This is a genomic window from Bradyrhizobium sp. Rc2d (assembly GCF_900099855.1).
GTDB lineage: Bacteria > Pseudomonadota > Alphaproteobacteria > Rhizobiales > Xanthobacteraceae > Bradyrhizobium.
Genome location: NZ_FNCU01000037.1, coordinates 25,812 through 45,306, shown reverse-complemented (window position 1 = coordinate 45,306; position 19,495 = coordinate 25,812). Strand labels below are relative to the sequence as shown.

Annotated in this window: 20 protein-coding genes; 7 read left to right on the top strand and 13 right to left on the bottom strand. The window is 61.9% G+C overall.

Features of this window, described 5'->3' with window-relative positions:
- Window positions 1-192: 192 nt before the first annotated feature.
- The gene (locus BLV07_RS32900; protein WP_091894263.1) at window positions 193-423 is read right to left on the bottom strand and encodes a hypothetical protein; all 231 of its coding nucleotides are present in this window, start codon (window positions 421-423) and stop codon (window positions 193-195) included.
- 37 nt (window positions 424-460) lie between these two features.
- Window positions 461-742, bottom strand: coding sequence for a hypothetical protein (locus BLV07_RS32895; protein WP_091894333.1), 282 nt, complete (start codon window positions 740-742; stop codon window positions 461-463).
- Window positions 743-966: 224 nt separating this feature from the next.
- Here BLV07_RS32895 and BLV07_RS32890 point away from each other — a divergent pair, with 224 nt between their 5' ends.
- Window positions 967-1,224 (top strand): aminoacyl--tRNA ligase-related protein, encoded by a 258-nt coding sequence (locus BLV07_RS32890; protein ID WP_244551279.1) that lies wholly within the window; start codon window positions 967-969, stop codon window positions 1,222-1,224.
- Between the two features lie 118 nt (window positions 1,225-1,342).
- Window positions 1,343-1,963 (top strand): NADPH-dependent F420 reductase, encoded by a 621-nt coding sequence (locus BLV07_RS32885; protein WP_176945912.1) that lies wholly within the window; start codon window positions 1,343-1,345, stop codon window positions 1,961-1,963.
- A gap of 219 nt (window positions 1,964-2,182) precedes the next feature.
- Here the strand turns inward: BLV07_RS32885 and BLV07_RS32880 are convergent, their stop codons facing one another.
- From BLV07_RS32880 to BLV07_RS32835, 10 genes are all read right to left on the bottom strand, one after another.
- Entirely contained in the window at window positions 2,183-2,386 is a 204-nt protein-coding gene (locus BLV07_RS32880; RefSeq protein ID WP_091894331.1) for a DUF2158 domain-containing protein, read from the bottom strand.
- Window positions 2,387-2,452: 66 nt separating this feature from the next.
- Window positions 2,453-5,821, bottom strand: a complete 3,369-nt coding sequence (locus BLV07_RS32875) for an adenylate/guanylate cyclase domain-containing protein (RefSeq protein ID WP_091894259.1) — start codon at window positions 5,819-5,821, stop codon at window positions 2,453-2,455.
- Window positions 5,822-5,940: 119 nt separating this feature from the next.
- Complete coding sequence (locus BLV07_RS32870) at window positions 5,941-6,843, bottom strand: hypothetical protein (RefSeq protein ID WP_091894257.1); 903 nt, start codon at window positions 6,841-6,843, stop codon at window positions 5,941-5,943.
- 118 nt (window positions 6,844-6,961) lie between these two features.
- Complete coding sequence (locus BLV07_RS32865; protein WP_091894255.1) at window positions 6,962-7,363, bottom strand: hypothetical protein; 402 nt, start codon at window positions 7,361-7,363, stop codon at window positions 6,962-6,964.
- Between the two features lie 562 nt (window positions 7,364-7,925).
- On the bottom strand, window positions 7,926-8,144 hold the full coding sequence (locus tag BLV07_RS32860) for a YodC family protein (RefSeq protein WP_091894253.1): 219 nt from the start codon (window positions 8,142-8,144) through the stop codon (window positions 7,926-7,928).
- A gap of 308 nt (window positions 8,145-8,452) precedes the next feature.
- Window positions 8,453-9,196 carry an HAD family hydrolase gene (locus BLV07_RS32855; RefSeq protein ID WP_091894251.1) on the bottom strand — a complete coding sequence of 248 codons (744 nt, stop codon included), beginning with the start codon at window positions 9,194-9,196 and terminating at the stop codon, window positions 8,453-8,455.
- Window positions 9,187-10,074, bottom strand: coding sequence for an oxygen-dependent coproporphyrinogen oxidase (gene hemF, locus BLV07_RS32850; RefSeq protein WP_091894249.1), 888 nt, complete (start codon window positions 10,072-10,074; stop codon window positions 9,187-9,189). Before hemF ends, BLV07_RS32855 begins: the two co-directional genes overlap by 10 nt.
- Before the next feature lie 120 nt (window positions 10,075-10,194).
- Window positions 10,195-10,560, bottom strand: a complete 366-nt coding sequence (locus tag BLV07_RS32845) for a 6-pyruvoyl trahydropterin synthase family protein (RefSeq protein WP_091894246.1) — start codon at window positions 10,558-10,560, stop codon at window positions 10,195-10,197.
- A 16-nt stretch (window positions 10,561-10,576) separates the two neighbouring features.
- The gene (gene queE, locus BLV07_RS32840; protein ID WP_091894244.1) at window positions 10,577-11,209 is read right to left on the bottom strand and encodes a 7-carboxy-7-deazaguanine synthase; all 633 of its coding nucleotides are present in this window, start codon (window positions 11,207-11,209) and stop codon (window positions 10,577-10,579) included.
- Between the two features lie 10 nt (window positions 11,210-11,219).
- Window positions 11,220-11,687, bottom strand: a complete 468-nt coding sequence (locus BLV07_RS32835) for a tRNA (cytidine(34)-2'-O)-methyltransferase (RefSeq protein ID WP_091894242.1) — start codon at window positions 11,685-11,687, stop codon at window positions 11,220-11,222.
- Between the two features lie 278 nt (window positions 11,688-11,965).
- Here BLV07_RS32835 and petA point away from each other — a divergent pair, with 278 nt between their 5' ends.
- The 5 genes from petA (at window position 11,966) to BLV07_RS32810 (ending at window position 18,568) form a co-directional block, all read left to right on the top strand.
- Complete coding sequence (petA, locus tag BLV07_RS32830; protein WP_091894240.1) at window positions 11,966-12,496, top strand: ubiquinol-cytochrome c reductase iron-sulfur subunit; 531 nt, start codon at window positions 11,966-11,968, stop codon at window positions 12,494-12,496.
- Window positions 12,497-12,558: 62 nt separating this feature from the next.
- On the top strand, window positions 12,559-14,631 hold the full coding sequence (fbcH, locus tag BLV07_RS32825; protein ID WP_091894238.1) for a cytochrome b/c1: 2,073 nt from the start codon (window positions 12,559-12,561) through the stop codon (window positions 14,629-14,631).
- A gap of 240 nt (window positions 14,632-14,871) precedes the next feature.
- Window positions 14,872-15,546: a dienelactone hydrolase family protein gene (locus tag BLV07_RS32820; protein WP_091894236.1), complete on the top strand. Its 675-nt coding sequence runs from the start codon at window positions 14,872-14,874 to the stop codon at window positions 15,544-15,546.
- 307 nt (window positions 15,547-15,853) lie between these two features.
- The gene (locus tag BLV07_RS32815; protein WP_091894234.1) at window positions 15,854-18,019 is read left to right on the top strand and encodes an anthranilate synthase component I; all 2,166 of its coding nucleotides are present in this window, start codon (window positions 15,854-15,856) and stop codon (window positions 18,017-18,019) included.
- A 9-nt stretch (window positions 18,020-18,028) separates the two neighbouring features.
- Window positions 18,029-18,568, top strand: coding sequence for an adenine phosphoribosyltransferase (locus BLV07_RS32810; RefSeq protein ID WP_091894232.1), 540 nt, complete (start codon window positions 18,029-18,031; stop codon window positions 18,566-18,568).
- 246 nt (window positions 18,569-18,814) lie between these two features.
- Here BLV07_RS32810 and BLV07_RS32805 read toward each other — a convergent pair whose 3' ends face one another.
- Window positions 18,815-19,483 (bottom strand): hypothetical protein, encoded by a 669-nt coding sequence (locus tag BLV07_RS32805; protein ID WP_165405494.1) that lies wholly within the window; start codon window positions 19,481-19,483, stop codon window positions 18,815-18,817.
- Window positions 19,484-19,495 lie beyond the last annotated feature (12 nt).

Below are 19,495 nucleotides of genomic sequence, written 5' to 3'. Positions count from 1 at the left end.
AGACCGCAAGTATTCGGCGGTGAACCGGGTGATGGAGTTGGCGGTCTCCTTCATTTCGCGAATGTCACCTGTTGGCCCATACCGACGACATCCAGCACTCGCGCACATGTCGGCTGCTAGGGGAAGACGAGAAACGGCTGACGTCCGGCCAAAACGACGCGAGTGACCCTGAGCGGACTCCATTGCGTTGATTTACGCGGCGCGTTCCCTGTTTGACTGTTCCTCTACGGCGGTCGCGGTTTCTTCCAACCCTTTTTCGTAATTGCCCGCCAACCTCTCAATACTGTCGGCCCACATCCTCAGCATTGAGACTTGAAAGTGCATAATTGGCTTCAAGGCATTCATACCGATTGCAGTCGCTGCGCTGATGGGACCTTGTGGGTCGCGCGCGAAACGGTTTTCGTTAGCGGTCTTGTCTGCCATGCGGTTCTCTCCCTCGTTTTGGTGTTCTGGCCGTAAGCTATGTGGTGGGTTGTGCCCTGCGTGACTCTAAGCACTCAGCCAAGACTTGATCTGCCGCGAGCCTCGCACGTCGGTCGTCGTGCAGTTCGTCCAGTTTTTTTAGGTAAGCGACGGCCGCTATTTGCAAGAGATCGAAATCATCTCCACCGGTATCACGAGCATTGGCGACGTAGCGATAGAGGGCAGAACGCCTGTTATCGTTCTCGCTGATGCCGCTGTGGAACAGCAAGTAGTTCCGCCAAGCGAACGCACACGCACCTTCTATGGTTTGAGAGTTCATTGCCACCCTCCCAAGGCTGACGACCGGTTTCGTTCCGCGAATCTCTCAGATGTAATATTGTTCCGTAGCTGCGCTGCAAGGTCGATGCTGTAGTCGGGTTAGCGGCCGTCAACGTCGCCGTCTTGGAGAACGTAAGTCCGGAGAGACGCCAGAAAGGAAATCTTGGAACCGACTCCCTTCGATGAGCGGAGGTTTGTTAGGCCCATAAGCGATATTCCAAAGCGATTGCCGGGTCCGCTCATCAGGAAACCAATAGGCTACGCTCGTGGCGGGAGCTTCCGCTCCGCTATGCCGAGTTCGGTGCCTGCCACCGCAATGAGCCTTCAGGCTCGCTCCACGGCATCATGCGGACGCGTGCCTTCGAGCAGGACGACGCCCATGTGTTCTGCCGCGAGCAGGACGTGGAGAGCGAAGTCGCGCGCTTCATCACCCTGCTGGATGAGGTCTACCGGGACCTTGGCTTTCCCAACTACGTCAGCTAAGCAGCGCCGAGCGGAAGCCCTAGCAGCGCGGCGCAACCGACGCGATTGACCCAGAGCCGATGTAGCTCTTGCCCGCGCACGACAGTATATGTTCGGCAGAATCGCACGGGAGCATGCCATGCAGATCACGATTGCCGGTTCGGGCAATGTAGGCCGTGCGCTAGCGGGCGGATGGCTCAAGAGGGGCCATCGCGTGACGTTCGCGACGCGCGATGTGGCCGGCGACAAAGCCGGAGAGCTGAGAGAGCAGGGTTTTGGCGTTGTCCCCCTGAACGATGCTGCAACCAGTACCGATGTGATTGTGCTCGCGGTCCCCTGGGCCGCCGTCGAGGCGACGATAAGATCGCTGGGTGACTTCGCCGGCAAAGTGTTGATCGACACGACCGATCCTCTCAAATCCGAAAGGGAGCTTGCGATCGGATTTGGCGATTCAGGCGGCGAGACCGTAGCGCGGCTTGCGCCGAGCGCGCGCGTCGTCAAAGCGTTCAGCACCACGGGCTCCCGCAACATGGCGGACAGCGACTATCCCGGTGGAAAGCTGATGATGGCACTTGCCGGCGACGATACGCCCGCCAAGCAGATCGTCATCGCGCTTGTCGCAGACCTCGGTTTCGACCCGATCGACACCGGCCCGCTGGCCATGAGTCGCTACCTCGAGCCTTTGGCAATGCTGTGGATCAACCTCGCTTACACGCAGCAGCTCGGACCAAATATCGGGTTCGCGCTGCTGCGAAGATGAAGCACCGATCCGGTCTGACGAAATGGCGACCCGAGCTGTCATTTCAGCAGTTCGATCGCGAGGAAACGATCGGCCAGAACTGATCGGTAGGTCCCCTTCTGGCCCTTCTGCGACGTTCAGCGATGTCCGCCATTGCGCGCTAGTGGCAGAGAAGCGGACATCGGACGCGCCGGAGCCGGCACTCCGATCTGACTGACCAGGGGGCGGTCTTCGGTCTGCCTACTCCTCGTCGTCTTCATCCTCGTCTTCGTCGCTCTCGTCCTCTTCGACGCGCGCGAGCGTGGCCAGCGGCAGCGTCTCGCGGAACAAATCGCCTTCCATGCCCATCCAGAGGCAGAGCACGTCGTTCTCCTTCACCTCCGCGACCGTCAGCGGCTGGCCGCCGGAGGGCGGCTCCGAGCTAACCTGGCGGACCAGCGCCATCATGTCCGCTCATGGCGGGTCGACGGGAAAGGGTCCGATTGGCTGTCACTTCTGCGAGAGGCAGGATTAATGCAGCGCGCATTGAGAATCGCGCGCGCGCATGAGGTCAGCCGTTTCGGCTCCTTCGTCAAACCAATCGCAGATCGGTTCTAGCAGCGCGCGCGCCTCATCAATCCTTCCTTGCCTCCGCCAGAGTTCTGCGAGGCTTGTGGCAGCGCGCAACTCCAAGGACTTGGCGCTTTGGCCACGCGCCACTTCAATGGATTTCCTAAGATGAGACTCGGCGCCGCCGACTTTCGATGGGTCGAGCGATAGGAGAATTTGGGCCTTTTGCCGGTGTAATTCCGACTCCCATGCCCTGCCCGTCACATCACCTATGCCGGCCAGGAGCCTTTCGACCAACGATAGTGCGCGTTCATTCTCGCCGGCCTTGGCGTCAATTTCCGCCAGCCAGCTATTCATCATTGGCAGCATGAAACCGACACCGTTGCGCCGCGCCTCGTCGATTCCCAGTGCGATCTCGGATCGGGCCTCCTCAATTCGGCCCATCTCGCCGACGGCCCGGCCTCGCGAAATTCGCGATAGAATTACGTACAGCGAAAACCGCTGTTCTTGTGACATTTCGAAGCTGTTCTGGGCGCTCTCGAGAGCGCGAGCGGCGTCCCCGCGCAGAAGGTGCACGACAGAGGTCATGTAATGAGCGAACGCCACTGTGTACGGGTGAGCAAGATCCTGAGCCAGGGCCAACGCTTCCGACACGCGCGAAAGGGATCGATCGGGATAGCCGAGGAACCACAAGTCCCAGGACTGAAGCAGCAGTGAAGCCGCTTGAGGCTCCACCATGTAAAGGTGATAAAGGGGCTGTCTTCCTTCGCTGATCGAAAGCCTGATCGTCTCTTCGAAATGGTTCGCTGAGGATTGGAAGTCCCCGATGGTCAACAACGTGCTGCCCATCACTCTATGAGCCACCATCGACAGCACGGGGCTAGACAAGCCTCGTGACCGCAGCAGAAACTCATCGGCCATGCTGAGCGCCTCATCATTCCTTCCACCCATCCATGAGTGTCCCCACAACCCAAACAGGGCTTGGAAATATTCAGGGATGTCGCCGAGACGCAGGCATAAGGAGCGAGCTCTGGAAAACGCTTCGCGGGTTTCCGTGGAGGCATACCCTTTGACGGCGATAAGCGGTATTCCCAGCGCCAGCTGAACCTCGACCTCTTGTTTGGTCCGCTCGGGCGTTTCGGGCATCGTTTTCAGAAGCTGAAGCGCACTTCGAAAATTGGCAATCGCTTCGATGTTGGCGGAGTGCGCGAGCGCGCGCTGCCCGGACTTGAGCCAATAACGGATAGCCGAATTGTGATTGCCTGCCTCCTGATGATGATACGCCACGACTTCGGTCTGATTTTCCGCAAGCTCCGGAAAGTCATGCTCCAGGACCGTGGCGATCTCGGCGTGGATCTGCTGTCTTTTGCTCCTGAGCAAAGAATCGTAGATCGCATCACGCAGCAACACGTGTTTGAACGCGAAGCGGAGGGAGGGCGAAATGTCGACTCGATATATGATGTCAGCCTGTTCGAGCAGCGAGAGTGCTGACAGGATATTATCTTCGTCGAGTTGCGATACGGCCGACAACAGATCATAGGAGAACTCGCGCCCGATCACCGCCGCAATCATTGCAAGTTTGCGACTCGGTGCAACGCGGTCGAGCCGCTCCATCAATGCGTCACTCAGCGTGTCCGGAACCCTGAGCAATGCTGCTTGTGCCGTACGCTCGGACGCACCTCGACCGAGTACAGGTGCGCTCAACATACTGTTTGTCAGTTCCTCGATGTATAGCGGGACGCCATCGGCCTTTTCGATAATTTGGTCCAGCAGCGGCTGAGGCATCCTCCCGCCCCTCAACAGACCTCCAATCATCGCCTTCACTTCCGTGTGCGATAATCGAGTCAGCGAGTGCACGGTGATATTCGCATGAGTGATCCATGCAGGGCGGAACTCCGGCCGGCACGACACGATAAGCAGCACGCGGGCGTGGTCGATCCGGCTGATAATCAGGTCAAGCAGCTCGACCGTCGACGGATCCAGCCAGTGTGCATCCTCAAAGATGCAGAGCGTGGGCCCTTGGACGGAGAACGCCAACAGCATATCGACAAGCGTGCTTATGGTTCTGTTCTTTATTTGCTGCGGGGTCAGGCGGGACAATTGGAGGTGATCATGCACCGGGATGGATAACAGCCTGGCGACCAGCAGGACCGGTTCGGCGGAATTGTCGGGAAGGTAAGCCCTAAGCTTGGCGAGCTTGTCTGCATCGGGCTCGCGCGGTGTTATTTGGGCCGAATGTTGGATCTGCTCGATGACGGGGAAGAACGCGCTCTGATTGTGGTAGGGCGAGCATTGATGATGCAGCAGAATATGCGGTTCCTGCTGAATATGCGATTTCAACTCGTGGAGCAGCCTCGACTTCCCGACTCCCGGAATACCCGAAAGAAGTATGACTTGGCCATCACGCTCCTTGACTTTCTGCCATCTGTCGAGCAGCAGGCTCAGCTCGCTTGAGCGTCCAATGAGCGGAGTAAGAGAGCCCGTATGCGCAGCCTCGAAGCGGCTAACCGTGCTTTTCGCCGCCAGCACGCGATACAAATGAAGGGGTTGAGTCACACCCTTGAGTTCCTGGATGCCGAGGTCCTGAAAATCAAAGGCGGCCGATATGAGACGCCTCGTCGTCTCTGAGATGAGTACCGTATCTGGAGCGGCAAGGGCCTGCAGGCGCGCCGCAATGTTCGGCGTCTCTCCCACCGCGTCCATCGACCAGCGGCCGCTATCTCCAATGTCACCGACAACAACCGGTCCAGAACAAACACCCACTCGACAAGACAGAGTAACCGGACCTGAAATCTTCGTGACCCCGGACGCGATCTCCAGTGCGGCGTGAACGGCACGAATGGCGTCATCCTCATGAGCGGAGGGCCAGCCGAAAAATGCCATTACGCCATCGCCGAAATACCGGGCCACCTCGCCGCCATACCGCCCGATCGCGGTGCTGCATTCCTCCCGGTATGCGTCGATAATTTTTTGGAGATCCTCAGGGTCCAGCTTCTCGGAGAGCTGTGTAGAAGCCACAAGGTCGCTGAACAGTACCGTAATCTGACGGAACTCAGGTTCGCGATGCTGCGCAATGGAGGGCGGCGCCACAGCGACTCTTGAACCCGCAAGCGTCTCGCCGCCGGGCTGGCGCGAAGCGGTCAATGCTTCAATCGCCCTAAGCAGCTTCTTGCGGTGACCTAAGGAAGAAACTCCAATTTGCTTGAGATCGTTTTCCGTCAAATCCGGAAGGAGGGAATATTCGATGTTGTTTTCCGCGAAGGCTTGGGCGTACTGGCCTAGACCGTGTCTGACCAGCCACTCGGCTAAGTCGGTGTTTGTCCTCGTCATCGAAGAGGCCCTCCTCTTACCGCCGTAGGACCCCTTATACTATCTCACGACGGGGACGCCGGAACAGTGCGTGCTTGCGCTCAGGCCGAGCAAACCGCGATGACGTCGCGCTGTTCCGCTCAAGCCGCGGGTCGAGCGCTGCAATCCTCGTCTTTTGAAGGCCCTGAACTGAGACAGTATGGGAGCGCTTCTCCGATCGCCTGTCGAAGCTCGTCGACCATCTCGGCTTCGGATTTATGGAGTTCGTGATTATAGCCTTCCGCCATGATCAGTGCCGATTCATACGTCTCCTGAACGACTGTGATACGGTCACTCGCAGGAAGAGACGCGACGAAGTCGATGGTGTCTTTGACGTGCGTGGCCTCACTTCCGAGAGAGCTATGGCTTCTGAGAAAGCGGGTCGCGTCGACGCCATCCGGACACAGCGCCTGGACCTTCTCGACGTCGGCCCTCTGCTTGAGCGCGGCGATGCGCTCCAGGCAGTAGGAGTACCCTATGCAGCCGATCGGGTAGTCCTGCGAGCAAAGATCATCGAAGCGCTTGCAGAGCGGCTTGATCCCCTGCGGGATGAAATTGGTGACGAGTCGCTCGGCGGGCAAACCCAGCGCGCGCAGGTCCTTGAGCGCGAGGCGATCGTGACCAGACTCCTCGCGCGCCCGTTCTTCAAGGTAGGCCGCGACCTCGGGTCTGCCCAGTTCCTCGAAGCGGCTGGCCGCGCGCCGCAGATTTCGAGGCGTATCGACAGACGTGTGATAGGCGCCGACCAGGGCCACAACATAGCCCGCGAGCGTCTGGTCCGGACGCGCGAGGCGTTCTTCAATCGCGGCAAATCCGAGATTGATCGCGCCGTCGAGCAGCCCGATCGCGCTGCCCGCAGTACCCACGCCCGTCATCGGCGTCGCGAATGGATCTACCTTCCCTTTCGTCCCACCCGTGGTGTGGAACCAGACCTGTCCGGAGTCGCGAGCAATGATCGAAATATCACCTGTGACGTTGACCCACTCCGTCCTCAACCGCTCCATTAGAAACCTCCCAACCTGCAGTGCTCAGCGCGGACCGTCTGTCTGCCGTTGCCACTTCGGACACACGCTTCAAACTGGAGACGGATCGCGCCTCCCCTCGAACCGAGCGGTAACAGCGCTAGATTCCGTTGGGCGTACAAGACATCAGCAAGCGAGCCGTTTCCAGAAGAGACTGGCCGGGTCGAGGTGTCACGCGGCCTCTGTTCGGCAACACAAAGACGACTTCATCGGGGTCTTGCATGATGTAGTGACTATCGTGCTCTTCTTCCGTGATGATGACCGCGCGGTTCAGATAGATACCTCGCGCCGCGAGCGCGACTTTGGCTCGGTTCGCGGCGGCGGCCGTCACGGTAGTGTTGTCCGCCTCACGTTCCAGCAGCGAATTTCGGAAATCGTCTTCGACCCACGCGTCGACGATCAACTGCGCGAGGGAATCGTTGGGGCTGAAGGAGAAGGTTGGAACCGTTACCTCTGTCGGAGCCGCCGCGCCTCTCAAAACGACATTCTTTTTAATGGCCATGATCAGCCCTCCCTAATTAAGCGGGCTCGGGATCTCGCCGTCCCGCATCATTTAAATGCATTATATTGTTTGCATGTTAATTGTATAACCTCAGGATGGCAAGTTAGAATAGCGATCACGGCCGCATGATCATAAATCCATCGTGCCGCTCCGGGGGGGAGCCGCGCTGGTGACGGTATTCGGATTGGCCAACTCCAAACAAATTGGATACGAAATTTAAATATCCAGCACGCGCCTCTACCCGGCGTTGCAATTTAAATGTCTGCCGATTGCGGCACGCTTTGTTGCTTGAAAATCGGGAATGCGTAGGCCCCGGCATCTCCAATCTTGCCCCAACTCAGAGGTTGGCCGAAAAAATTGGTCTAGGGCTTCGAGACGCGCGATGTACGAGCGGCAGCACAGGTCATCATTCTTTAGATTTCGAAGAGGGAGGGCAGCGCGTGGCTATCCCTTCTGCGACGTTCAGCGATGTCCGCCATTGCGCGCTAGTGGCAGAGAAGCGGACATCGGACGCGCCGGAGCCGAGCACTCCGATCTGACCGGGGTGCGGTCCTAGGTGTACCTACTCCTCGTCGTCTTCGTCCTCGTCTTCATCCTCGTCGTCTTCGTCGCTCTCGTCCTCTTCCACGCGCGCGAGCGTGGCCAGCGGCAGCGTCTCGCGGAACAAATCGCCTTCCATGCCCATCCAGAGGCAGATCACGTCGTTCTCCTTCACTTCCGCGACCGTCAGCGGCTGGCCGCCGGATTTCAGCATCACGACATCACCGGCTTTCACTTCCATGGATTGTCCTTTCGCGTTGATCGACCGGACGCGAAGCTAGCAATTTGTCATGACATCCGGAAAACGGGGGCGGTGGATGAGACCGCGCATTCCCTTGCACGGAACGCTCAAGTGCCGTGGCCGCTGGCGAAGGGGGCCTTCATCGCAAAGCCCGCGACGATGCCATCATGCCCCTGTTTTGCCCGACGTGTCAAAGGAATTTCGTAAAATCGAAAATCGAGATTGCGTTGCCGTAAGCCCTTGAATTTGCAGCAACGCCCTACTGTGCATGGGGTTGTTTTTCGATAATTTGTTGTCGCGGGCTTTGTTTACCCCGGCAGCAGTTCGGTCAGCGAGCGGATGATGCGGTCGGGCTTGACGATCGAGCCTTCGGGCAGGCCGTCGCCATGCACGTCGATCCAGATCGAATAGATGCCGAGGCGCTGCGGCGTCACGACTTCCCATTCCAGATTGTCGCCGATCATCCAGGTGTCATCAGCGGTGACGCCGAGCGCCTCCATCGCGTGCAGATAGGCGCGCTCCTCGGGCTTGCCGAAGCCGTGCTCGCCCTCGATCTGGATGTGGTGGAAGCGGTGCGCGAGCTCGAAGCGCTCGACTTTGGCGCGCTGGGTATCGGCGGCGCCGTTCGTCACCAGCGCGAGCTTGATGCCGAGTGCCTTCAACTGGTCGATGGCCTCATGCGCGCCGGGGAAGACGAACATCTCCTCTTCGCGATAGGCGGTGAAACGGTCGGCGAGGCGGATGGCGAGATCGTCGGGCAGGGCGCGATGGCCGGCGGCCGCGAGCGCGGCAAAGCCGCCCTTGACCGTGAGGTGGCGGGCTTCGGCGAGCTTCAGCCGCCATGCGGCTTCCGCATTGGCCCAGAAGTTGCGCGCGAACGCCAGCACCGCGGTTGCGACCAGCGCTGGCGGCAGCGGCGCGAGTTCTTCGGCGAACTCGGCCGTGATCGTATTCCAGGCGATCTCGGGCCGGCCATAGGCCGACAGGATGGTGTCGTCCATGTCGATCAGCATGGCGCGAGGGAGCGGCGGCATGGCGAGGCTCATGGCCATTTCACTTCCGGCGGCAGCGACGACAGGATCGAATCCACATTGCCGCCGGTCTTGAGCCCGAAGATGGTGCCGCGGTCGTAGAGCAGGTTGAACTCGACATAGCGCCCGCGCCGGATCAATTGCTCCTCGCGGTCCGCAGCGGTCCAGCTTGTCGCGAAATTGCGCCGCACGATCTCAGGATAGATCTTCAGGAAGGCGCGGCCGACGTCCTGGGTGAAGGCAAGATCTGCGTCCCAGTCGCCGCTGTCATGCCAGTCGTAGAAGATACCGCCGATGCCGCGCGCCTCTTTGCGGTGTGGCAGATAGAAATATTCGTCGCACCACTTCCTGTACTTGTCGTAGTCGGCGACACCGCTCGGCTGCGCGCAGGCCTCCCTCATAGCAGCGTGGAAGGCGATGCTGTCGGCATCATCCTGCGTGCGTCGCCGCTCCAGCACCGGCGTGAGGTCGGCGCCGCCGCCGAACCAGGCTTTTGTGGTGACGACGAAGCGTGTGTTCATATGCACCGCGGGCACATGCGGATTGCGCAGATGCGCGATCAGCGAGATGCCGGAGGCCCAGAATTTTGGATCCTCCGCGGCGCCGGGAATTTGGGCACGAAACTCGGGGGCGAACTCACCGTGAACGGTCGAGCAGTGCACGCCGACCTTCTCGAACAGGCGGCCATGCATCATCGACATCACGCCGCCACCTCCGGCCGCGCCGGTATGATCGGTGCGCTGCCAGGGCGTGCGCTTGAAACGGCCGGCTTCGCCCGGATACAGGCTTTGCGGCGCGTCGTCCTCCAGCCGCTCGAAGCTCGCGCAGATGTCGTCGCGCAAGGCTTCGAACCAGGCGCGGGCGCGGCCCTTGCGGTCTTCGATTGTCGAGGCGTCCATACTCAATTCCCGAAGCGAACCTGCCGTAGGGTGGGCAAAGGCGCCCTTGCGCCGTGCCCACCATTTCTTGTCGTGATCCTGATTGGTGGGCACGCTTTCGCTTTGCCCACCCTACGAAGTCTAACCTTGCGGACCGTAATAGGTGCAGCTCTCGTTGCAACTGTCGCGGTGGATGCTGACGCGGGTGAGCTTGTCGATATGGGCCAGCCGCTCCCAGACGAAGCGCGAGAGGTTTTCCAGCGTCGGGGTGCCCAGCGCCTCGATCTTGTTGAGGTACTTGTGGTCCAGCATCAGGCGCACGTCCTCGATGGCGCGCTCAAGGAGCCCGAGGTCGACGACCATGCCAGTGTTGGGATCCGGCGTGCCGCGGACCGTTACCTCGGCGCGGAAGGAGTGGCCGTGGATCTCTTCGCTCGCCGCACCGAACGTCGTGCCCGACAAAGAGTGCGCCGCCTCGAAGCGGAACGATTTCGTCAATTCCCACATCTGTCCGTCAACAATCCTATCTGATGCCGAGCGATTTATGTGTCTGCACGCTCAACCGCCATTGCGGATGGCGCAGGCAATAATCGATCGCGCGCGCGGTGTTTTGGGCGATCTCAGGTCCGTCCATCGGCTGCAGCGAGAAGCGCTCGAAGGCGAGGCCTTCGAAGGTCTCGGGCGCCGCCAGCGCCTGCGGATAGACCAGCTTCAGCTCGTGGCCGCGGCGTAGCACGAGTTCGCTGCCGCCCTTGGGGCTGACACAGATCCAGTCGAGCCCCGCCGGGGCTGCAATCGTGCCGTTGGTCTCGACGCCGATCTCGAAGCCTCTCGCGTGCAGCGCATCGATCAAGGCGGCATCGACCTGGAGCAGCGGCTCGCCGCCGGTCAGCACCACGTAGCGATTGGCGGTGGATGCGGCCCATTGCGCGGCGATGGTGTCGGCGAGTTCCGTGGCTGAGGCATAGCGGCCGCCGAGCGTGCCGTCGGTGCCGACGAAATCCGTGTCGCAGAACTTGCAGGTCGCCTCGCTGCGGTCCGCCTCGCGGCCGCTCCAGAGGTTGCAGCCGGCAAAACGGCAAAACACCGACGCGCGCCCGGCATGGGCGCCTTCGCCTTGCAGGGTCAGGAAGATTTCCTTGACCGCGTAACTCACGTCTCTCTCCTCAAACCTTTGGACCTTCGGGGTTCCGGATCTGGCGCAGCGCCTCGCCGGCGGCCATCGCCGCGGTCATGGCCACATTGAGCGACCGCAGGCCGGCCCTGATCGGTATCACCAGCCGCGCATCCGCAGCCTCGAGCACCGCATCCGTGACGCCGGCGCTCTCGCGTCCGAATAGCAGGATGTCCGACGTCTGGTAACGGAAATCGCGGTAGTCGGTGGCACCTTTGGTGGTGAATAGCAGCAGGCGGTAGCCTTGTGCCGCACGCCAGTCCTCGAATCTCGCCCAGGAGTCGTGGCGGGTGATGCTAACCTGGTCAAGGTAGTCCATTCCCGCCCGGCGGAACGAGCGGTCCGAGACGGGGAACCCTGCCGGTTCGATGATGTGAGCGGCCATGCCCAGACAGGCGCAGAGCCTGAGAATCGTGCCGGTGTTCTGGGGAATGTCGGGTTGGAAAAGCGCTATCTGCATGGGCTGTGGCGGGCTGGTTGCGGGCGCAAAATGTCTCAATAAAACATCGCATCCCCGGGAATTCGTGCATTGCACGCTCCCGCGCCGATAGCGGGCTTGCGCTCGCCCGGCAAGGGTGCCAATAGAACGATTCTGGACTGCTGTTTTCCCCGCTTTGGGCGTGAGCAAGCAAAGTTCTGCCGCCGCGGGGGGCCGCGGGCGCCGGCAGCCTTCCGGGGACCTCATGGGCGCCCCCCGGAGCGGTTCGACCGGTCGCATAAGAAGAAAGGGTTGGAATCGTGACGACAGCGTCTTCGGCGGACCATCCGACACGCCGTGATTTCTTATTCGTTGCAACGGGGGCAGCCGCAGCAGTAGGGAGCGCGGCCGCGCTCTGGCCCTTCATCTCGCAAATGAATCCGGATGCCTCGACCATCGCCGCCGGTGCGCCGATCGAGGTCGATCTCAGCCCGATCGCCGAGGGTCAGGACATCAAGGTGTTCTGGCGCGGCAAGCCGATCTACATCAGCCACCGCACCAAGAAGCAGATCGACGAAGCGCGCGCCGTCAACGTGGCGAGCCTGCCCGATCCGCAGTCCGACGAAGCCCGGGTCAAGTCCGGCCACGAGCAGTGGCTGGTCGTGATCGGCATCTGCACCCATCTCGGCTGCATCCCGATCGCTCATGAGGGCAATTACGACGGGTTCTTCTGCCCCTGCCATGGGTCGCAGTACGATTCGTCCGGCCGCATCCGCCAGGGGCCCGCGCCCGCGAACCTGCCAGTGCCGCCGTACCAGTTCGTTTCCGACACCAAAATCCAGATCGGCTGAGCTTCGGACCCGCGTCCGAAGCTTCGCGCCGTCTCGTCGTATTATTTCCTCAGGATCGCATCATGAGCGGACCATCCGACTACCAGCCGAGCAATCCGGCCCTGCAATGGATCGAGCGGCGTCTGCCGATCTTTGGTCTCATCCATTCCTCCTTCGTCGCCTATCCCACCCCGCGCAATCTGAACTATTGGTGGACCTTCGGCGCCATCCTCTCCTTCATGCTGGCGATGCAGATCCTGACCGGCGTGATCTTGGCGATGCACTACACGCCAAATGCCGATCTCGCTTTCAAGTCGGTCGAACTGATCGTCCGTGACGTCAATTACGGCTGGCTGCTGCGCAACATGCACGCGGTCGGTGCGTCGATGTTCTTTGTCGCCGTCTACGTCCACATGTTCCGCGGCCTCTATTACGGGTCGTACAAGGAGCCGCGCGAGGTGCTGTGGATCCTCGGCGTGATCATCTACCTGCTGATGATGGCGACTGGCTTCATGGGCTACGTGCTGCCCTGGGGCCAGATGAGCTTCTGGGGCGCCACGGTCATCACCAATCTGTTCTCCGCCATTCCCTATGTCGGCGAGAGCATCGTGACACTGTTGTGGGGGGGCTATTCGGTCGGTAACCCGACGCTGAACCGCTTCTTCTCGCTGCACTATCTGCTGCCGTTCCTGATCGCGGGCGTCGTCGTGCTCCACGTCTGGGCGCTGCATGTCGCAGGTCAGAACAATCCTGACGGCGTCGAGCCGAAGACGGAAAAGGACACGGTGCCGTTCACGCCGCACGCGACCATCAAGGACATGTTCGGCGTCGCCTGCTTCATGCTGCTCTACGCCTGGTTCATCTTCTACATGCCGAACTATCTCGGCGACGCCGACAACTACATCCCGGCGAACCCGGGCGTGACGCCGCCGCACATCGTGCCCGAATGGTATTACCTGCCGTTCTACGCGATCCTGCGCTCGATCCCGAACAAGCTCGCGGGCGTCATCGCGATGTTCGGGGCGATCATCATCCTTGCCTTCCTGCCCTGGCTCGACAGCGCCAGGACGAGGTCGTCGAAGTACCGTCCGCTGGCCAAGCAGTTCTTCTGGATCTTCGTCGTGGTCTGCATCCTGCTCGGCTATCTCGGCGCGCAGCCGCCGGAAGGCATCTACGTGATTGCCGGCCGGGTGCTGACGGTCTGCTACTTCGCCTACTTCCTGATCGTGCTGCCGCTGCTCGCGCGCATCGAGAAGCCGCGACCGGTTCCGAACTCGATCTCGGATGCGGTGCTGGCCAAAACCGGGAGCAGATCGACGCCGATGGTGTCGACCGCGATCATGCTTGCGCTCGCCGGTTCGTTGTTCGCGGGCTCGATCGACAGCGCGAAAGCGTCTGAAGGCAACGACCAGCCGCCGGCCAACAAATGGTCGTTCTCTGGCCCTTTCGGTAAGTTCGACCGCGGCGCGCTCCAGCGCGGCCTGAAGGTCTACAAGGAAGTCTGCGCCAGCTGCCACGGCCTGTCCTACATCGCCTTCCGCAACCTCGCGGAAGCCGGCGGCCCCGGCTATTCGGTGGCGCAGGCCTCGGCGTTTGCCTCCGAGTACAAGGTCAAGGACGGCCCGAACGATGCCGGCGACATGTTCGAGCGTCCGGGCCGGCCGGCGGACTATTTCCCCTCGCCATTCCCGAACGAGCAGGCCGCGCGTGCGGCGAACGGCGGGGCGGCGCCGCCGGACCTGTCCCTGATCACCAAGGCGCGCTCGTATAAGCGCGGCTTCCCCTGGTTCATCTTCGACTTCTTCACCCAGTACCAGGAGCAGGGTCCGGATTACGTCACGGCCGTGCTTCAGGGCTTTGAAGAGAAGGTGCCCGAGGGCGTCACCATCCCCGAAGGCTCCTATTACAACAAGTACTTCCCGGGTCACGCCATCAAGATGCCGAAGCCGCTCAGCGACGGCCAGGTGACCTACGATGACGGCTCGCCGACCACGGTCGCGCAGTACGCCAAGGACGTCACCACGTTCCTGATGTGGACCGCGGAGCCGCACATGGAAGCGCGCAAGCGCCTCGGCTTCCAGGTGTTCGTGTTCCTGATCATCTTCGCGGGCCTGATGTACTTCACCAAGAAGAAGGTCTGGGCCGGCTCGCACTGAGTGGCGTAAGACGAGACGAAAATGAAGAAGCCCCCGCGAGAGGGCTTTTTTGTTGGGCGGTCATTCCGGGGCGATGCGTAGCATCGAGCCCGGAATCCATTCCTCCACCAATGCTGTAGCCTGATGGATTCCGGGTTCGCCCCTTCGGGCGCCCCGGAAAGACGTGAGTGTGGATTGCGTCATCCTCTTGCACCCGCCAGAATACCCACAACCGCTCCCCAAAACTCGTCGGAGGACACCATGGGAACCACCATCACCTTCAAGCGCCCGGACGGCAAGGACGCCTCGGGCTATCTCGCCAATGCCGGGCGCGGCAACGCGCCGGGCGTGGTTGTGATCCAGGAATGGTGGGGCCTGTCGGACCAGATCAAGGGCCTGTGCGATCGCTTTGCGCTCGCGGGCTTCGATGCGCTGGCGCCGGATCTCTACAAGGGCAAGGTGGTGCCCTATCACGATACGGACAGTGCCAACAAGGAGATGAACTCGCTCGACTTCATGGACGCCACCACGCAGACGGTGCGCGGCGCCACGCAATATCTGTCGCGCAACGGCGCCAAGGTCGGGCTAACAGGCTTCTGCCTAGGCGGCGCCGTCACCATCATCGGCGCGACCAAGATCCCGGAGCTCTCGGCCGGCGTCGTGTTCTACGGCATCCCGCCGGAGCAGGCGGCCAAGCCCGCCGACGTCAAGATCCCGCTCCAGGCTCACTTCGCCAACAAGGACGATTGGTGCACGCCGGAGCTGGTCAGTGGCTTCGAAAAGGCCATGAAGGCCGCCGGCAAGTCCCTGGAGCTGTTCCGCTATGACGCCGAGCACGCCTTCGTCAACGAGCAGCGCCAGACCGTGCACGACCGCGAGGCCGCCGAGCTCGCCTGGGGCAGGGCCACGGAGTTTTTCCGAAAACATCTGGGGTAATCGCTCGTAGCCTGGATGGAGCGCAGCGTAATCCGGGGACTTTCCAATTGTGGCGCGAACCCCGGATTACGCTTACGCTCCATCCGGGCTACGCCTTGCCTCGCCCTTGACGCCGCCCCCGCGCCATGGTGAGTATCCGCCCCATGAGCACCGCCGTCCGCCCAGCCCGTCTTTGGTGGCGCACCTCCTAACGAGGTGGCCGGTGCGATTTTCCTTTCCCAAATCGTCTGAGGTCGCCAACGCAGTGCGGCGGCCTGATCGTTTGTCCTGTGTGGCGTTCCCTCGGCAAGTTTCGTAAGAGGACGACATGAACAGGACAGTCTTTGCCCTCCCTGCCAGAAGCGACTATGTGACCCGTGCAGGTCTTGCGATCACGCGCGTGGCCGAGCAGTTCACCGGCGGCGCGAGCCGGCTCGACGATCTCGTCAGCCTGCTCGACCGCCGCCGCGGCGTGGTGCTGTCCTCGGGCACGACCGTGCCCGGCCGCTATGAGAGCTTCGATCTCGGCTTCTCCGACCCGCCGCTCAAGCTCGAGACATCAGGCGTCAATTTCAAGCTGGAAGCGCTGAACGAACGCGGGCAGGTGCTGATCGCCTTTCTCACTGAGGTCCTGCGCGAGCCTTGCGTGGTGATCTCCGAGACGACGGCCACGCGGCTTGCAGGTCACATCATCCGCGGCGATGCGCCTGTCGAGGAGGACCAGCGCACCCGGCGTGCCAGCGTGATGTCGCTGGTGCGCGATCTCGTCGCCGCCTTCTCCGCCAATGACGACGGTCTGCTCGGCCTGTTCGGCGCCTTCGCCTACGACCTCGTGTTCCAGATCGAGGACCTCGTGCAGAAGCGGCCGCGCGAACAGGACCAGCGCGACATCGTGCTCTACGTGCCCGATCGCCTGCTGGCCTATGACCGCGCCACCGGCCGCGGCGTGGTGCTCACTTACGATTTCGCCTGGAAGGGCAAGTCGACCGAAGGCCTGCCGCGCGAGACTGCCGACAGCCCATATCTGAAGACGCCGCGCCAGGGCTTTGCCGATCACGCCCCCGGCGAATACCAGGCCACCGTCGAGACGGCGCGCGCAGCCTTCGCGCGCGGCGATCTGTTCGAGGCGGTCCCGGGCCAGCTCTTCGCCGAGCCCTGCGACCGCTCGCCGGCCGAAGTGTTCCAGCGCCTTTGCGTCATCAACCCGTCGCCCTACGGCGCGCTGATGAATCTCGGCGAGGGCGAATTCCTGGTGTCGGCCTCGCCGGAGATGTTCGTGCGCTCGGACGGACGCCGCGTCGAGACCTGCCCGATATCAGGCACCATCGCGCGCGGCACCGATGCGATCGGCGATGCCGAGCAGATCCGCCAGCTCCTGAACTCGGAGAAGGACGAGTTCGAGCTCAACATGTGCACCGACGTCGACCGCAACGACAAGGCGCGCGTCTGCGTTCCCGGCACCATCAAGGTGCTGGCGCGGCGGCAGATCGAGACTTACTCAAAGCTGTTCCACACCGTCGATCATGTCGAAGGCATGCTGAGGCCCGGCTTCGACGCGCTCGACGCTTTCCTTACCCATGCCTGGGCGGTGACGGTAACAGGCGCGCCAAAGCTCTGGGCGATGCAGTTCGTCGAGGATCACGAGCGCTCGCCGCGGCGCTGGTATGCCGGCGCGATCGGCGCGGTGAATTTCGACGGCAGCATCAACACTGGCCTCACCATTCGCACCATCCGCATGAAAGATGGCTTGGCTGAAGTGCGTGTCGGCGCGACCTGCCTGTTCGATTCAGACCCCGCCGCGGAAGACCGCGAATGCCAGGTCAAGGCCGCTGCCCTGTTCCAGGCGCTGCGCGGCGATCCGCCAAAGCCGCTGTCGACCTTCGCGCCGGATGCGACCGGAAGCGGCAAGCAGGTGCTGCTGATCGATCACGACGACAGCTTCGTCCATATGCTTGCCGACTATTTCCGCCAGGTCGGTGCCAGCGTCACCGTGGTCCGCTACGTGCATGCCCTCGACATGCTCAAGCAGAAGAGGTGGGATTTGCTGGTGTTGTCGCCCGGCCCCGGGCGTCCCGAGGATTTCGCGATCAAGAAGACCATCGATGCGGCGCTGGAGAAGAAGCTGCCGGTGTTCGGGGTCTGCCTCGGCGTGCAGGCGATCGGCGAATATTTTGGCGGCGAGCTCGGCCAGCTCACCCATCCCGCCCACGGCCGGCCCTCGCGGGTGCAGGTGCGCGGCGGACGCCTGATGCGCAATCTGCCGAACGAGATCGTCATCGGCCGCTATCACTCGCTCTTTGTCGAGCGCGACAGCATGCCCGAAGTTCTGAGCGTCACCGCCAGCACCGAGGACGGCGTCGCCATGGCGCTGGAGCATAAGACCCTGCCGGTTGCCGGCGTACAATTCCACCCGGAATCGCTGATGTCGCTTGGCGGCGAGGTGGGGCTGCGTATTGTTGAAAACGCGTTCCGGCTGGATGCGCGCGTTGATTGAGAGGCACCAATGACCTTTGACCACGATCTGAAGGCGAGCGTCCGCACCATTCCCGACTATCCCAAGCCGGGAATCATGTTCCGCGACATCACGACCTTGCTTGCGGATGCGCGCGCCTTCCGCCGCGCGGTCGATGAGCTCGTCAATCCCTGGGCCGGCAACAAGATCGACAAGGTCGCCGGCATGGAGGCGCGCGGCTTCATCATCGGCGGCGCGGTGGCGCATCAGCTCTCGGCCGGCTTCGTGCCGATCCGCAAGAAAGGCAAGCTGCCGCACACCACCGTGCGCATCGCTTACTCCCTCGAATACGGCATCGACGAGATGGAGATGCATGTCGACGCTATCCTGCCCGGTGAGCGCGTGATCCTGGTCGACGATCTCATCGCCACCGGCGGCACCGCGGAGGGCGCGGTGAAGCTGTTGCGCCAGATCGGCGCCAATGTCGTCGCGGCCTGCTTCATCATCGACCTGCCCGAACTCGGCGGCGCGGCCAAGCTGCGCGCCATGGACGTGCCGGTGCGCACGCTGATGACGTTCGAGGGGCACTGAGCGGGCGAAGAATATCGTCCCGATTTTAGATGTATCGCCGCCGGCTGCTGTGGCCTTGGTTCACCTCTCCCGTAGGGAGAGGTCGGATCGCATCGCAAGATGCGATCCGGGTGAGGGGATCCGGTCTCACTGGTTGCCGCGGCCCCTCACCCGGATTGCACTGACGATGCTTCGCATCGCCAGGCGCATTCCGACCTCTCCCCGACGGGGAGAGGTGGCACCGAGACGCCTGATGCTCATCCCGCTCTAGGACCGTTGCAGGATCAGGTTCAGCTCGAGCTCCCGGAAGGCGATGTAGTTCCGCCGGGTCCATTGGTGCAGCTCGGTCGAGGCGTCCTTCTCCTGGCGCAGATAGCCGGTGAAGGAGAAGGTCAGCCGGTCGATATAGGTCTTGAGAAAGCCGGGGAGCGCGGGCAGGCGGAACAGCCGGCCGCCGGCCATTGCGGGCGGCAGCTCGCCGCGCACGACATATTCGTTGTCGACCGTGATCAGGTTCATGCGCGGGATCTGCCCGCGCAGCATCTCATGGGCGCGGGCCGAGACGCGGTCGGTGTCGGCGACGAACAGGATCTGAGGCGCGACGTGACGGCGGGCCGCCTCCTTGAGCAGGCCGATCTCGTCGGTCATCTTGAAGAACTCGTCGAAGGCGTGGAAGCCGAGGTCGATCACCTTGGCAAGGCCGTCATCGACGATGACACGGTCCATCAGCTGCATCTTGCCGTAGGTGTCGATCACGTCGGCGGTCTCGGTGATCTTCGGCAAGTAATCCAGCAGCGACGGCTCCTTCAGGTTGACGTCGAAGGCCGCGACGTTGCCGTTCTTGAGCAGCAGGAATTCGCTCAATAGCCGCGCCAGCAGGGTCTTGCCGACCTGCGGGCGGGGCGAGCAGATGATGTAGACGGGTGTCGCGGGCATCACGCATTATCT

Coding starts and splice junctions, on each gene's coding strand:
- fbcH (WP_091894238.1), top strand. CDS start 12,559: ATGAGCGGACCATCCGACTACCAGCCGAGCAATCCGGCCCTGCAATGG.
- BLV07_RS32845 (WP_091894246.1), bottom strand. CDS start 10,560: ATGTGGGAATTGACGAAATCGTTCCGCTTCGAGGCGGCGCACTCTTTG.
- BLV07_RS32805 (WP_165405494.1), bottom strand. CDS start 19,483: ATGCCCGCGACACCCGTCTACATCATCTGCTCGCCCCGCCCGCAGGTC.
- BLV07_RS32895 (WP_091894333.1), bottom strand. CDS start 742: ATGAACTCTCAAACCATAGAAGGTGCGTGTGCGTTCGCTTGGCGGAAC.
- BLV07_RS32870 (WP_091894257.1), bottom strand. CDS start 6,843: ATGGAGCGGTTGAGGACGGAGTGGGTCAACGTCACAGGTGATATTTCG.
- BLV07_RS32900 (WP_091894263.1), bottom strand. CDS start 423: ATGGCAGACAAGACCGCTAACGAAAACCGTTTCGCGCGCGACCCACAA.
- BLV07_RS32855 (WP_091894251.1), bottom strand. CDS start 9,196: ATGGCCATGAGCCTCGCCATGCCGCCGCTCCCTCGCGCCATGCTGATC.
- BLV07_RS32865 (WP_091894255.1), bottom strand. CDS start 7,363: ATGGCCATTAAAAAGAATGTCGTTTTGAGAGGCGCGGCGGCTCCGACA.
- BLV07_RS32880 (WP_091894331.1), bottom strand. CDS start 2,386: ATGGCGCTGGTCCGCCAGGTTAGCTCGGAGCCGCCCTCCGGCGGCCAG.
- BLV07_RS32860 (WP_091894253.1), bottom strand. CDS start 8,144: ATGGAAGTGAAAGCCGGTGATGTCGTGATGCTGAAATCCGGCGGCCAG.
- BLV07_RS32815 (WP_091894234.1), top strand. CDS start 15,854: ATGAACAGGACAGTCTTTGCCCTCCCTGCCAGAAGCGACTATGTGACC.
- BLV07_RS32820 (WP_091894236.1), top strand. CDS start 14,872: ATGGGAACCACCATCACCTTCAAGCGCCCGGACGGCAAGGACGCCTCG.
- hemF (WP_091894249.1), bottom strand. CDS start 10,074: ATGGACGCCTCGACAATCGAAGACCGCAAGGGCCGCGCCCGCGCCTGG.
- BLV07_RS32810 (WP_091894232.1), top strand. CDS start 18,029: ATGACCTTTGACCACGATCTGAAGGCGAGCGTCCGCACCATTCCCGAC.
- BLV07_RS32875 (WP_091894259.1), bottom strand. CDS start 5,821: ATGACGAGGACAAACACCGACTTAGCCGAGTGGCTGGTCAGACACGGT.
- BLV07_RS32835 (WP_091894242.1), bottom strand. CDS start 11,687: ATGCAGATAGCGCTTTTCCAACCCGACATTCCCCAGAACACCGGCACG.
- BLV07_RS32885 (WP_176945912.1), top strand. CDS start 1,343: ATGCAGATCACGATTGCCGGTTCGGGCAATGTAGGCCGTGCGCTAGCG.